Annotated in this window: 18 protein-coding genes; 11 read left to right on the top strand and 7 right to left on the bottom strand. The window is 62.4% G+C overall.

The window, feature by feature from the left end:
* The first annotated feature begins 42 nt into the window (after positions 1-42).
* The 7 genes from BM234_RS04760 (at position 43) to BM234_RS04790 (ending at position 7,100) form a co-directional block, all read left to right on the top strand.
* Complete coding sequence (locus BM234_RS04760) at positions 43-327, top strand: DUF4212 domain-containing protein (protein ID WP_092061086.1); 285 nt, start codon at positions 43-45, stop codon at positions 325-327.
* 4 nt (positions 328-331) lie between these two features.
* A complete protein-coding gene (locus tag BM234_RS04765) occupies positions 332-2,116 on the top strand; it encodes a sodium:solute symporter family protein (protein WP_092061087.1) in 1,785 nt (594 codons plus the stop codon).
* Between the two features lie 86 nt (positions 2,117-2,202).
* Positions 2,203-4,026, top strand: coding sequence for a DUF294 nucleotidyltransferase-like domain-containing protein (locus BM234_RS04770; RefSeq protein ID WP_092061089.1), 1,824 nt, complete (start codon positions 2,203-2,205; stop codon positions 4,024-4,026).
* Between the two features lie 40 nt (positions 4,027-4,066).
* Entirely contained in the window at positions 4,067-4,591 is a 525-nt protein-coding gene (locus tag BM234_RS04775; RefSeq protein WP_092061091.1) for a hypothetical protein, read from the top strand.
* The gene (locus tag BM234_RS04780) at positions 4,588-5,970 is read left to right on the top strand and encodes a 3'-5' exonuclease (RefSeq protein ID WP_092061093.1); all 1,383 of its coding nucleotides are present in this window, start codon (positions 4,588-4,590) and stop codon (positions 5,968-5,970) included. Before BM234_RS04775 ends, BM234_RS04780 begins: the two co-directional genes overlap by 4 nt.
* A gap of 98 nt (positions 5,971-6,068) precedes the next feature.
* The gene (locus BM234_RS04785; RefSeq protein WP_217645943.1) at positions 6,069-6,563 is read left to right on the top strand and encodes a flavin reductase family protein; all 495 of its coding nucleotides are present in this window, start codon (positions 6,069-6,071) and stop codon (positions 6,561-6,563) included.
* 117 nt (positions 6,564-6,680) lie between these two features.
* Complete coding sequence (locus BM234_RS04790; RefSeq protein ID WP_092061097.1) at positions 6,681-7,100, top strand: BLUF domain-containing protein; 420 nt, start codon at positions 6,681-6,683, stop codon at positions 7,098-7,100.
* A 3-nt stretch (positions 7,101-7,103) separates the two neighbouring features.
* Here the strand turns inward: BM234_RS04790 and BM234_RS04795 are convergent, their stop codons facing one another.
* Positions 7,104-7,418: an ArsC/Spx/MgsR family protein gene (locus tag BM234_RS04795; protein WP_092061099.1), complete on the bottom strand. Its 315-nt coding sequence runs from the start codon at positions 7,416-7,418 to the stop codon at positions 7,104-7,106.
* 211 nt (positions 7,419-7,629) lie between these two features.
* Between BM234_RS04795 and BM234_RS04800 the strand changes: the two genes are divergently transcribed.
* Complete coding sequence (locus BM234_RS04800; protein ID WP_092061101.1) at positions 7,630-7,836, top strand: cold-shock protein; 207 nt, start codon at positions 7,630-7,632, stop codon at positions 7,834-7,836.
* Positions 7,837-7,878: 42 nt separating this feature from the next.
* Here BM234_RS04800 and BM234_RS04805 read toward each other — a convergent pair whose 3' ends face one another.
* The 3 genes from BM234_RS04805 to BM234_RS04815 are packed head-to-tail and all read right to left on the bottom strand — an operon-like array spanning position 7,879 to position 9,907.
* A complete protein-coding gene (locus tag BM234_RS04805) occupies positions 7,879-8,301 on the bottom strand; it encodes a DUF1810 domain-containing protein (protein WP_092061103.1) in 423 nt (140 codons plus the stop codon).
* Positions 8,298-8,702, bottom strand: a complete 405-nt coding sequence (locus tag BM234_RS04810; protein ID WP_092061105.1) for a hypothetical protein — start codon at positions 8,700-8,702, stop codon at positions 8,298-8,300. The genes BM234_RS04805 and BM234_RS04810 overlap by 4 nt, the downstream gene beginning before the upstream one ends.
* Positions 8,699-9,907, bottom strand: a complete 1,209-nt coding sequence (locus BM234_RS04815) for a pyridoxal phosphate-dependent aminotransferase (RefSeq protein ID WP_092061107.1) — start codon at positions 9,905-9,907, stop codon at positions 8,699-8,701. Before BM234_RS04815 ends, BM234_RS04810 begins: the two co-directional genes overlap by 4 nt.
* Positions 9,908-9,982: 75 nt before the next feature.
* Between BM234_RS04815 and BM234_RS04820 the strand changes: the two genes are divergently transcribed.
* The 3 genes from BM234_RS04820 (at position 9,983) to BM234_RS04830 (ending at position 11,265) form a co-directional block, all read left to right on the top strand.
* Complete coding sequence (locus tag BM234_RS04820) at positions 9,983-10,393, top strand: helix-turn-helix domain-containing protein (RefSeq protein WP_245752484.1); 411 nt, start codon at positions 9,983-9,985, stop codon at positions 10,391-10,393.
* Complete coding sequence (locus tag BM234_RS04825) at positions 10,390-10,650, top strand: succinate dehydrogenase assembly factor 2 (protein WP_092061109.1); 261 nt, start codon at positions 10,390-10,392, stop codon at positions 10,648-10,650. Before BM234_RS04820 ends, BM234_RS04825 begins: the two co-directional genes overlap by 4 nt.
* 117 nt (positions 10,651-10,767) lie before the next feature.
* Positions 10,768-11,265 carry a MarR family winged helix-turn-helix transcriptional regulator gene (locus tag BM234_RS04830; RefSeq protein ID WP_092061111.1) on the top strand — a complete coding sequence of 166 codons (498 nt, stop codon included), beginning with the start codon at positions 10,768-10,770 and terminating at the stop codon, positions 11,263-11,265.
* Here the strand turns inward: BM234_RS04830 and BM234_RS04835 are convergent.
* The 3 genes from BM234_RS04835 to BM234_RS04845 are packed head-to-tail and all read right to left on the bottom strand — an operon-like array spanning position 11,259 to position 13,068.
* Positions 11,259-11,966, bottom strand: coding sequence for a DUF1194 domain-containing protein (locus tag BM234_RS04835; RefSeq protein WP_245752486.1), 708 nt, complete (start codon positions 11,964-11,966; stop codon positions 11,259-11,261). The genes BM234_RS04830 and BM234_RS04835 overlap by 7 nt on opposite strands.
* On the bottom strand, positions 11,954-12,640 hold the full coding sequence (locus BM234_RS04840) for a DUF1194 domain-containing protein (RefSeq protein WP_245752488.1): 687 nt from the start codon (positions 12,638-12,640) through the stop codon (positions 11,954-11,956). Before BM234_RS04840 ends, BM234_RS04835 begins: the two co-directional genes overlap by 13 nt.
* Complete coding sequence (locus tag BM234_RS04845; protein WP_092061115.1) at positions 12,634-13,068, bottom strand: VOC family protein; 435 nt, start codon at positions 13,066-13,068, stop codon at positions 12,634-12,636. The genes BM234_RS04840 and BM234_RS04845 overlap by 7 nt, the downstream gene beginning before the upstream one ends.
* Positions 13,069-13,175: the final 107 nt, after the last annotated feature.

Consider the following 13,175-nt stretch of genomic DNA (forward strand, 5'->3'; position numbering starts at 1 on the left):
GGCGCGAGCCGCGTCCGGGAGGGAAAAGAGGAGGACCGCACAATGGCGGAACAATCGTCACATTCGGCGCAAGTCAGAGAGGCAGACCGTAGCTACTGGTCAGCCAACCTGCGCCTTATCATCATCAGCCTCATCATCTGGGCTGTGGTATCTTTCGGCTTTGGCATCCTGCTGCGCCCCATGCTTTCGGGCATCGCGGTCGGCGGCAGCGACCTTGGCTTCTGGTTCGCCCAACAGGGCAGCATTCTTGTGTTTCTCGCACTGATCTTCTTCTACGCATGGCGCATGAACAAGCTCGATCGCGAACACGGCGTGGACGAGGAATAAGGCAATGGATCAGTTTACCCTCAACCTCATCTTCGTCGGTGCGAGCTTCGCGCTCTATATCGGCATCGCGATCTGGGCCCGTGCCGGATCGACGGCGGAATTCTATGCCGCTGGCCGGGGCATCCACCCCGTCACCAACGGCATGGCCACGGCGGCGGACTGGATGTCGGCAGCCTCCTTCATCTCGATGGCAGGTCTCATCGCCTTCGTGGGCTATGACAACTCCACCTACCTGATGGGATGGACCGGCGGCTATGTCCTTCTGGCCCTTCTCCTGGCTCCCTACCTGCGCAAGTTCGGCAAGTTCACCGTCTCCGAATTCATCGGCGATCGGTTCTATAGCCCGACCGCGCGCATGGTTGCCGTGATCTGTCTGATCGTGGCCTCCACCACCTATGTGATCGGTCAGATGACCGGCGTGGGCGTGGCCTTTGGCCGCTTCCTTGAGGTGTCCAACACGACCGGCCTGCTGATCGGCGCCTGCGTTGTCTTTGCTTACGCAGTGTTTGGCGGCATGAAGGGCGTGACCTATACGCAGGTTGCGCAATACTGCGTGCTGATCATGGCCTACACGATCCCGGCGATCTTCATCTCGCTGCAACTGACCGGCAATCCGATCCCGGCGCTTGGCCTCTTCGGCGAGCATCAGGCCAGCGGCGAGCCACTTCTGGCGCGTCTTGACCAGATTGTCACTGACCTGGGCTTCAACGAATACACCGCCCATAACGGCGACACCGTCAACATGGTGCTCTTCACCCTGTCGCTGATGATCGGCACCGCGGGCTTGCCCCACGTCATCATGCGCTTCTTCACGGTTCCCCGCGTTGCCGATGCTCGCTGGTCCGCCGGTTGGGCGCTCGTCTTCATCGCCCTGCTCTACCTGACGGCCCCGGCCGTGGGCGCAATGGCGCGGCTCAACATCACCGATCTGATGTGGCCCGAAGGCACCTCTGGTGAGGCCGTGGCGATCGAACAGATCGAAAGCGATCCGGCCTATGACTGGATGGCGACATGGCAGACAACCGGCCTTCTCGGCTGGGAAGACAAGAACGGTGACGGGCGTATCCAATACTATAACGACGCCAGCCCCGAACTTCAGGCACGTGCCGCGGAAAATGGCTGGGAGGGGAACGAGCTTACCAACTTCAACCGCGACATCCTCGTCCTTGCCAACCCCGAGATTGCCAACCTTCCCGGTTGGGTGATCGGCCTTGTGGCGGCTGGCGGCCTTGCTGCGGCGCTCTCCACGGCGGCGGGTCTGTTGCTGGCGATTTCCTCAGCGGTCTCTCATGACCTGATCAAGGGCGCGATCAACCCCGGCATCTCAGAGAAGGGTGAACTGCTCTCCGCTCGGATCGCCATGGGCGTCGCTATCGCGGTGGCAACCTATCTGGGGATGAACCCTCCGGGCTTCGCCGCCCAAACGGTGGCACTCGCCTTTGGACTGGCTGCGGCCTCGATCTTCCCGGCGCTGATGATGGGGATCTTCTCGACCCGTATCAACAACGTCGGTGCGGTCTCCGGGATGCTCGCAGGTCTGCTTGTGACCCTGCTCTATATCTTCCTGCACAAGGGCTGGTTCTTCATCCCTGACACCAACAGCTTCACCGACGCCGATCCGTTGCTTGGCACTGTCCAGTCAACGTCCTTCGGTGCGGTGGGCGCGGCGATCAACTTCGCGGTGGCCTATGCGGTCTCCCTCGCGACGAAGGACACGCCGCAGCACATCAAGGACCTCGTCGAAAGCGTTCGGATCCCCCGCGGGGCCGGCACGGCGCAGGATCACTGATCCCCCCGGCGCGGGCCAACTGCATGGCCCGCTCCTCCTCTCCCGCCCGGGCGTTCCCGGGCGGGACTTTTTGACGGACCAATCCCATGACCGAGATTGCCGATACCGCCGAATTTCTTGCATCGGTTCATCCCTACGACAGCTTCAATGCGCAGGAACGTCAGGCGCTCGCCGCCCGTATCACGCGCACCCGCATCCCCGCCGGATCCGATATCTATGCCTACGGCGCGCCGCTTGAGGGGCTGTACCTCGTACGCGAGGGGTTGGTGGAGATACTCGGAGAGACGGGCGAAGTCATTTCCCATCTTGGTCCCCGCAATTCCTTTGGCGAGCGCGGCCTTATGCGCAACGGTCTGGCCGCAAGTTCCGCACGCGCGGAAACACCCGTCGAAGTCCTGATCATTCCGGTAAAAGAGTTCACACGCCTGCGCCAAAGTGCGCCAGCCTTCCAGCGGTTCTTCGAACGCGGCCGGCCCACGCGCGGCCCCCGTGCAGATCTGTCGACGTCGCGCGTCGACGCCCTCATGGCCCGAACGCCGATCTCCTGCCCACCCGAAACCACCGTCCAGCAGGCCGCGCGCCTGATGCGGGATCATCATGTGTCCTGCCTGTGCGTGACCGTGGGCGATGACCTCGCCGGGATCGTGACCTTGCGCGATCTGTCCGGCCGCGTCGTGGCCGATGCGCGCCCGCCCGAGACGCCGGTTTCCGAGGTGATGAGCACCGATATCGTCACGCTCTCCCCCGATGCGATCGGCTCCGATGTACTGCACCTGATGATGGAACGGCGGGTTGGCCACGTGCCGATCTGCGAAGCCGGGCGCCTGACCGGAATTGTCACGCAGACGGATCTCACGCGGTATCAGGCGCTCAATTCTGCGGAACTCGTGCGCGGGATTGCCAGCGCGCCGGACGCCACCGTCATGGCGCGCAGCACAGCGCAGATCCCTTCCCTGCTCGCGCAGCTCTTTGCCACGGGTCTTCGTCACGATGTCATCACGCGGCTGATCACAGATGTGGCCGATACCGCGACGCGAAAACTCCTCGCTTTGGCTGAGGCCCGGCTTGGCCCGCCGCCCCTGCCCTATCTCTGGCTGGCCTGCGGATCGCAAGGCCGGCAGGAACAGACCGGTGTCAGCGATCAGGACAATTGCCTCTTCCTCGCTGACGGGGTCAGCGATGCCGACCGGGATGGCTATTTCGCTGAATTGGCCCAATTCGTCTGTGACGGGCTCGATACCTGCGGCTATGTCTATTGTCCCGGTGACATGATGGCGACCAACCCACGCTGGCGACAGCCTGTGTCCGTCTGGCGCGACTATTTCGACGGGTGGATCACGCGCCCGGACCCCGAGGCCCAGATGCTTGCCTCCGTCATGTTCGACCTGCGCCCCATCGGGGGGGCCACGGCGCTCTTTGGCGATCTGCAGGACGAAACGCTCCGCAAGGCCGCGCGAAACTCCATCTTTGTCGCCCATATGGTGGCCAACTCGCTCAAGCACACGCCGCCGCTCAGCCTTTTTCGCGGCTTTGCCACGATCCGATCGGGCGTACACCGCAACCATATCGACATGAAGCATAGCGGCGTCGTGCCGGTCACCGATCTGGCCCGCGTCTATGCGCTGCAGGGTCAGCTGAAACCTGCCAACACCCGCGCGCGCATCGAGGCGGGGATCGCAGCGGGGGTCGTCTCGGCCAGTGGCGGACAGAGCTTGCTGGACGCCTATGACCTGATCGCCGAAAGCCGGCTTGCCCATCAGGCCCGGCGCGTGGCCGCCTCGCAAGCTCCCGACAACTACCTGTCACCGGCCGAATTGTCGGATTTTGACCGAAGTCATTTGCGTGACGCGTTTGTTGTGGTCAAATCCATGCAGAGCGCCATCGGGCACGGGCGCGGCGCCTTGAGCTGAATCGGCCCGCAAAAGGGGCAAAGACCCCGGGAGGAAAGAGATGTTTCTGGAACTCGTTGCGGTGATTGCCGCCGGGATCGGGGGGGCGGGTATCGCGCTTCTGCTCGGGCGGCTCTTGGGCGGGCGTCTGCCCCGCTGGACGGCACCGGTCTTTGCCGGGGCGGCGATGCTGGGCACCACGATCGCCTCCGAATACGGCTGGTACGGGCGCACGGCGGATGCCTTGCCTGCGGACATGATCGTTGCCGAAACAGTGGAATCCCGCGCGGCCTATCGACCATGGACCTATCTCGTGCCCTATGTTGATCGCTTCGTGGCCGTGGATATGGCTACCCTGCGCCGCCACGACGATGCCCCGACAACCCAGATTTCCGACCTCTATTTCTTCGGCCGCTGGCAGGCCACCCGCAGCGCGACCATCGTAGCGGATTGCGCAGCAGATCGGCGCGCCATCCTGAGCGACGGCGCCGCCTTTGCCCCCGACGGACAGATCGAGGGGCTTTTGTGGGTCGCCCCCGGCGATGATGACTCGATCCTGCGCACGATCTGCGGGGGGGCGGGATGAGCCTGCGCGCACGCATCTGGAAGGGCGTCGCGCTCTGCGCCGGAGTTGCTGTTGTGGCGCTCTGGGCGGGGCTGATCCTCGCGGGGCGCAGCGACGACCCGCTTCTGTTCGCCGGGCTATTCGGCAGCTTCGCCCTCATCTTTGTCGCGGCGGGCTTCGGGTATCTCTTGGATGACCGGTTGGCCCGGCCGTTGGAGCGGGTTGCCGCGTGGTTGCGCGCCTGTTCCCATGCCGAACACCTGCCCACAGCCCCGAATGCGCAAGACCTCGGGGATTTGCTTCCCGCGGCCAAGGCGCTGGCGGAGGAAACGCATCTGGCCCACCGGGCCGCGGATCGCCTTACACAGGAACGCACCGCGCTGCTCGAGGCCGAACGCACCCGCCTTGCCCAGATCCTCACGGAAATCCCCATCGCCACGATCCTGCTCTCGCCGGAGGGGCGCATAACGCTGTATGACGGACAAGCCGCCGAGGTTCTGGCCTCCATCGCGCCGCCACGCCTTCATGCCCGGATCACAAGCTATCTTGACCCCGCGGCGGTGGAACAGGCCCAACGTCAGGTTGCCAAGACGGGGCGGCCCGTCTCCTTTACCGCCCGCGCCGGTGATCAGGCGCTTGACTGCGCACTCAAACCGCTCGGGACGGACGGCAATTCGGTGCTGTTGATCGAACATGCCGAAGCGAAACTCGCGCCCGAGGCGTCCCGCCCCCTTGCCTATGATTTCGGCATGGTGGCCAAACCGCCCGAAACGCTGGCTCAATGCCCGCTTGACCGGCTGACCTGCGTGGTGTTTGACCTCGAAACCACGGGCCTTCTGCCGCATAAGGACGACGTGGTACAGATCGGCGCCCTGCGGGTGATGAACGGGCGGATCCTGGCCGGAGAAGAGGTCGACGAGTTGGTCAACCCGGGCCGTCCGATTCCGCCCGCATCGACCCGCGTGCACGGTATCAACGATGCCATGGTGGCCGGAGCCGCCGACTTCGCCACAACCTCGCGCAGGTTCCACCACTTCTGCGAAGATGCTGTCATCGTGGCGCATAACGCGCCGTTCGATATGGCGTTTCTGCACAAGTCGGGAAAGGCCACCGGCTGTACCTGGGACCACCCCATTCTCGATACGGTCCTGTTGTCGGCGGTGCTCTATGGCACGTCGGAGCCCCATGCGCTCGACGCGCTGTGCGATCGACTTGGGGTAACGATCCCCGCCCACCTTCGCCACACGGCACTGGGCGATGCCCGCGCCACTGCCGAAGCGTTGGTGCGGATGATCCCGATGCTCATGAGCCGGGGCATCAGGACACTGGGGCAAACCATCGAGGCGACCTCGCAACACGGGCGCTTGATACAGGATCTCAACACCCCTGCCGATGCCTGAACCGGCCGCCTGCTCGCCTTGACCCTGCGCACGCCATTTGACATCTTCGCAGGCGCATTAGGTCACGACGTGCTGTGACAGACTTGGGAGTACACCGCGTGGCCGAAACCTTTGTTCCCGGCGCCGAAACGGCGCAGGACTATCGCCGCGCCCTTGGGTGTTTTTCCACCGGGGTAACGGTTGTGTCCTGCGAAACGGAACAGGGGCCGATCGGCATCACGGCCAACTCCTTTTCCTCCGTTTCCTTGGATCCGCCGCTGGTCCTTTGGTCCGTGGCCTGCGCCTCGGCGCGCCACTCTGCTTTTGTCGGTGCGCGGCATTTCACCATCCACGTCATGGGCTCTGATCAAGAGGACATCGCAACCGGCTTCGCCCGCGAGGGCGATGTCTATGCCGACCTTGATTGGCATCGAAGCGCGGAGGGCGCGCCGGTGATCGCCGGATGCCTTGCGCACTTCGAATGCGAACGTGAGGCGCTCCATGACGCCGGCGATCATACAATCGTCGTTGGCCGAGTCCTGCGCGCCGCGCACCGGACGGGAGAGCCGCTCCTTTTCGCCTTGGGCAAGTTTGGCCGTTTCATGGGCGTCTGAAGCGGCGGTGCGGCGCTCAATGCTGCGCACGCTCAACCAGAAGTTGCAGGATGTGAAACAAGACTTTAGTCTTAGTTCCAGGTTGAGGGAGTGCGGATTTCGGGGAGGTCATTCGCCATGTTTTATTTTTCCTATCACTCTCGGCCATGCCTGAGACCCGGCTCCTTGGAGGAGCAAGATCTCATCGCCCAGGCCCGCATTGCCAACGGTGTTTGCGATATCACCGGGTTCCTGTACCGGGAGGGCGACCTACTGCTCCAATACCTCGAAGGGCCCAGAGCGGAGCTTATCGAACTGCGCAACAGGATCTCTGTTGATTCGCGTCACAACGCGGTGGTGATACTGGGCCAAGGGCTGACCTCCCGCCGGTTCTTCACCGGCTGGCCGCTCGGCTTCTGCACTGCAGCGGTAGGGACGTTCGGACGTTTTCTGGGCGATGCGTGGGGCAAGACATCGCTGACAGAAGCCACGGCGCAGGATGCGCGGCTCTTCCTCGACGGCATGTGCCAGCGCTTTGATCTTGGGTTGGCGAGCTAGGCGTCAGACACCCAACGCCGCTTTGGTCTGTGGATCCCAACCAAGATGAAGCCCCTCGCCATCGTCGATAAGAGGGCGTTTCATTACAGTGGGATGGGCGGAAATCAGCGCCTCGACGGGTAGAGCGCGCTCAGCCTCCGACAGCTCGCGCCACGTCGTTGAGCGGCGGTTGATCAATGCGTCGCCAAACCGCGCAATCGCGCGCTGCAAAACCGCCGAGGGAACCCCATCATCGCGCACATCGGCGAACGCCGCCGACGGAAGCGCGCGGCGGGCCTTCCGGCAGGTATCGCAGGTTTTCAGCCCATAGATGATCATTTCGCCTCCATCAAAACTTGAGCATATCCATTCTAGAACCGCCCAAAAGCACCCGTTTGGCTTGATTTTTCGCCGAGTCGTGCAATCCTTCGGGACGTGACATCTTATATCCGCCATCCGGCGTCTACCCCGACAAAGGGCGGCGGAGCCATGTCACAGCACTGGCCGGGCCATCGGTTTTCCCGGTAAGACGCGCGACAAGGAGGGAAGGATGCCTAGCGGCACCGTAAAGTGGTTCAATACGACCAAGGGCTACGGTTTCATCGAGCCTGAACAAGGCGGTAGTGACGTCTTTGTACATATTTCGGCGGTCGAGCGATCAGGTTTGACGGGACTGGCCGAGAACCAGCAAGTCGAATTCGAGTTTATCGAAGGACGAGACGGGCGCAAAATGGCGGGGGACATCAAGGCGAAGTAATTCAGATGCAAGCGCTCGGATCAGCATCCGCTGCCGCCGGGTTCACCCCCCACCATGCAGACGCGCAAGGGTGACCGGGCAAGGGTCACCCTCATAGAAGGTGCCAAGCACCTGCTCGAATACCGCGTCACCGCCAGCCTCGCGAAAGAGTGTGGCCGATGAGCGAAGCTTTTGCGCGTCGATTGCCCCCAATATCTCCTGCGCCGAGCGGCCCGAATGGGTCAATATCGCGCCTGCGCAGGCAACCAAACGCGGGCCCAGAACCGGATGCTCAAGATAGGCGCGCGCCTCATCAAGATCTGCAATCGCGAAATAGACGGCATTAGCCGAACGCCCAAGCCCCGCAATCTGGGGAAAGATGAACCACATCCAGTGGCCCTGCTTGCGCCCTGCGCGCAACTCGTCCAGCGCGTGCGGATAGACGCCCTCTTGGGCGGCGACGAAACGTTGCAGATCGCCGTTCATTTCTCCTCACGAAGCTTGTCGGCCAATTTGCGCACGATAACAGCGCGCAGATCGTGCAGCGCGAGGAGCAACCGGTCGCTGGTCTCTTCGATCACCTCCGGCTCGGCCCGACTCTGGACCCAGTGCGCGAAAAGGTTCACCTCCTCAATGATGCGCTCGGGATACTCCGCATCGCGCCGCGATAAACTCGCCAGCCGTGCATCGCGCCAAGCCTCGATCTCGGTGTGCTCCCCGGGTGTCAGCTCTCGCCCACCCTGCCCCCGGATCTCGCCGTTGCGCAGGTTCACGCTGGCAATCTGTACGAGGTCGAGCCGGCCCTGCCGATTTTCGGTATCGACACGAAAGACAGCAGCCCCATTTTCGCGCAGACGAAAGTAAAGCTCTGGCAGATCTTCGTTCATGCGGGCGCCAGAGACCCGGCGAAGGCCGCTATGCGTCTGCATGCCTCCGCGAGCACATCGTCCGCCGCCGCATAACTAACCCGGAAGTGCGGGCTAAGCCCGAAGGCCGCGCCAAAGACGACCGCAACGCCGGAGGTTTCCAGCAGTTTGGTGCAGAAGGTCTCATCACTGTCGATCACCGTTCCATCCGGCATCTTCCTGCCGATCAGACCCGCGATGGACGGATAGACATAGAATGCCCCCTCGGGCACCGGACAGGTGATCCCATCAACGGCATTGAGCGCCGCAACCACCAGATCACGACGGCGGCGAAAGAGAGCCGCGTTTTCGGCCAAGCAATCCTGCGGCCCGTTGAGCGCTTCGACCGCAGCCCATTGGCTGATCGAACAGGGATTGGTGGTGGATTGGCTCTGGATCTTGCGCATCGCACCGATCAGGTCTTCCGGCCCACCCGCGTATCCGATGCGCCACCCGGTCATCGCATAGGCCTTGGACACGCCGTTGACCGTCAGGGTTCTGGGCAGCAGCTTTGGTTCGACCTGCGCCGGGCTCCAGAATTCGAAACCGTCATAGGCAATGTGCTCATACATGTCGTCCGACAGGATCCACACATGCGGGTGCCGCAACAGAACATCGGTCAGCGCCTGCAACTCATCGCGCGTATATCCCGCGCCCGAGGGGTTCGACGGCGAATTGAAGATGAACCACTTGGTCTTTTCCGTAATCGCGGCGTCCAATGCCTCCGGCGTCAGCTTGAAACGTGTCTCCAGCGAGGTTTCCGCAATCACAGGGGTTCCGCCGCCGAGCCGGACCATGTCGGGATAGCTGACCCAATAGGGCGCCGGGATCACCACCTCGTCGCCGGGATTCAGCGTCGCCATGAGCGCATTGTAAAGCACCTGCTTGCCCCCCGTCGCGACGGAGATCTGCGACGGGCTGTAGCTGAGGTCGTTATCCCGCGCGAACTTGGCGCAGATGGCGGATTTAAGCTCGGCAATGCCGTCCACGGCGGTGTATCTGGTCCGCCCCTCACCGATCACACGCACGGCGGCGGCCTTGATGTGATCGGGCGTGTCGAAATCCGGCTCCCCGGCCGAAAGCGCGATGACATCCGCGCCCGCCGCCTTCATCTCCTGCGCGAGGTTGGTGATCGCGACCGTCGGTGACGGTTTGACTCGCGCAAGCGTCGCAGAAAGGAAGGACATGGCCCGGCCCCCGTTTGTAACTGGTGTCGTCATGTCTTAGGCTTGGGCCAAACCGCATTCAAGCGGGAAGGGTTGATGGAGGACGGAGCGAAGATGCAGGATCAGGATGACTGGTATGGCCCCGACGCGGCCACGTTCGGTGATCGGCTGACCGCCGCGCGTGAAAAGGCCGGGCTTACTCAAAAGGATCTTTCGAGGCGGCTTGGCGTCAAGCTCAAGACCCTCACCGATTGGGAAAGTGATCTGTCCGAGCCACGCGCCAACAAGCTGTCGATGATTGCCGGGTTGCTCAATGTCTCCATCGTGTGGTTGCTCACCGGCGAGGGCGAAGGGGTTTCCGGCCCGCCCGAAGAGGAACTGCCAGCGGATCTCACCGCCGTCTTTACGGAAATCCGCGATCTCAAGACTCAGATGACCAAATCCGCCGAACGGCTGGGCATTCTTGAAAAGCGTCTTCGTCAACGTCTCAAGGAAGAACTCGCATGACCACCGAATCCCGCGAGATCCGGCTGAAACGTCTGCGCATGCGATCCATGCGGCGCGGAATCAAGGAGATGGATATCATCCTCTCCACATGGGCGACCGCCCGGCTGGCTGAGTTGGACGACCCCTCGCTCGACCTCTATGAGGCGCTGCTGACGGAGAATGATCACGATCTCTATCGCTGGGTTGCGGGTCAGGATACCGCGCCGAAACGCTATACCGCCCTCATCGACGATATCGCCGCATCCACCCCCGCCTGAGCACGCGTTACGGTTAACGCGGATTAACTCGTGCGTACGCACAACCCATTACATTTTAACCGAATATTGGAGAAATTGCCCCAAGACTCTGTTCAAGGCATTCGAACGGAGTCACAAATGAGCGCTCATGGTCAATTCAACCCGAAAACAGAGTCGGGCCTCGGCAACAGCTACCTCGACGCGCTTGCGTTGGTCGAGCGGCTCCACCGTCTTCTTCTTGATGTGATCAAGGACGAATTCGAACGGGTCGGCGTCCTGGAGATCAACGCGGTTCAGGGTCTTTTGCTGTTCAACATCGGTGACAATGAAGTCACGGCAGGCGAACTCAAGACGCGCGGCTATTATCAGGGCAGCAACGTCAGCTATAACCTCAAGAAGCTGGTCGATCTCGATTTCATGCATCATCAGCGCTGCGACATTGACCGCCGCTCTGTCCGGGTGCGCCTGACGGAAAAGGGCCGCCATATCCGCGACGTGGTCAGCGGGCTCTTTGATCGTCACGCCACCGGGATGGACGAAAAGAACGTATTGAACGAAGTGTCGCTGGACGAGATCACCATGACACTCAAGCGCCTGGAGCGCTATTGGAGCGATCAGATCCGCTATATCTACTGATCGCCCTGCGATCGTGATGGCGTATCTTCGGTTGTGGCCACGGCGGCCACGGCCAGCCCGCCGATCTCGCGTAGCAGCTTGAATCGCATGGCCGCTTCGTAATCGGCAAAGTTCTCGGCGATTTCGACGAAGCTGTTTGGCCCTTGGGTAACATAGGCGCGGTAGTACCCCGCCAGATCGCCCGCGCCGCCACCGATCACCAGACCATTGACCGTCACTCCCCGCAGGGTGACCGACCGCGGATGTGGCCCCGCATTTGATGGACCGTCCCCCGAAATATCAAGCGTTCGGCGATCACAGGGTTGCTCCGCCAGAAACCCGCCTCCGATTTCAAGCGCGCGGCCAAGCGCTGTTTCCGGGGGGAACTCCCGACGTTCGATCTGCCTTATCTGCCCCGCGGCCTGCGCGAGCGTTACCGCGCCGTCGATTTCCGTCCACGGCAGCAAGATCCGCATCGCTCCGGGGCCGCTCCATTCATACGCCGTGATCCGAACCGGCCGCCCCGGGATCGCCAGAAGCGCGCCGCGTACCGCATCGGACATGAGCGCATTCGCGAGCCCGTCAAGCTGCTGGCGATACTCCACGTCATCGACCGATCCCGATACATCCATCCCGAGGGCCAGCGCCAACCTGCACTCTGCGGCCGCCTGTCCGCAAAACGGTATCAGCGCCGCGAGAAGAATCGCCCTCACCCCGGCCACGTGCTCTCCAACGAGGTCAGACGAGCGCCCCGGATCTCTCGAAAGAGCTTGCGTGTCATGGCCCGCTCATAATCCTCGAACCCATCAGCGGTTTCCACAAAGGCCCCCGGCCCTCGTGCGACCTCGCGCCAATAATACCCCGTAACGTCCTGTTCTCCGGTCACAATTGCCAAACCGTTCACCGTCACCCCGTCGAAGGGAAAATGCCGGTAGGCCAGCGATGGACGGAATCCTGAATTGTTCTCTCCATCACCCGAGACATCCAGAACCCGGCGCGCGCAATCAGGTCCACGCAGCAATTGAGTGGCCCCAAAACCCAAGGCATGACCAAGCGCCGTCGGCAGATCCGCCCGGCTTCGCGTTGCTCCGCCAAGCACCGCGACCACCCGATCAATCTCCGCCCCCGAGGTCAGCGCTGTCCAATCCAGAACGAGATGCTGGCGCAGCGGGCCGGACCACTCATACACAAGGAGCCAGACCGCCTCCCCCTCGCTCAGGATCGCCCCGCGCACTGATCCGGCGTTCAACGCTGCGGCCAAGCCGCGCGATTGCAGGGCATACTCCTCAGCGTCGACCGAAGACGACACATCCAGCGCCAGCGCCAGAGCGAGCCGGCAGGGGGCGGCCTCTCCCGCCCCTGCCAGACACACCAACGCTGCCGCCAGTCTTACCAATGCCCGGTGTTCTCCATGCTGGCCCAAGGCTCCTGCTCGGGCAGGGAATCGCCTTTCTGAAGCAACTCGACAGAGATGTTGTCAGGGCTGCGGACAAAGGCCATGTGCCCATCGCGCGGCGGCCGGTTGATCACCACGCCCGCATCCATAAGCTTTTGACACATCGCATAAATATCATCCACGCGGTACGCCAGATGGCCAAAGTGCCGGCTGTCCGAAGGAAGCCCGTCGTCGCCGTCCCAGTTGTAGGTCAATTCCACATCCGCGCGGCCATCGTCCTGACCCGGCGGGCAGAGATAGACCAACGTGAAGCGCCCCTTCTCGCTCTCGATCCGGCGGCGTTCCTGCAAGCCCAGAAGCTCATAGAACGCTTTGCTTTTTTCCAAATCCTTCACACGCACCATCGTGTGCAGATACTCGATGCCCATGGGCGACCCCCTCTTCGTTCAGTGAATATGGGCCCAACCTAAACTCATTTGTGGCCCCGTCCAGACCCACCCCATATCGCGGTTCCGCAGCCACACAACTCAAGATA

Origin of the sequence: Poseidonocella pacifica, assembly GCF_900111875.1 — a bacterium.
GTDB classification, from domain to species: domain Bacteria; phylum Pseudomonadota; class Alphaproteobacteria; order Rhodobacterales; family Rhodobacteraceae; genus Poseidonocella; species Poseidonocella pacifica.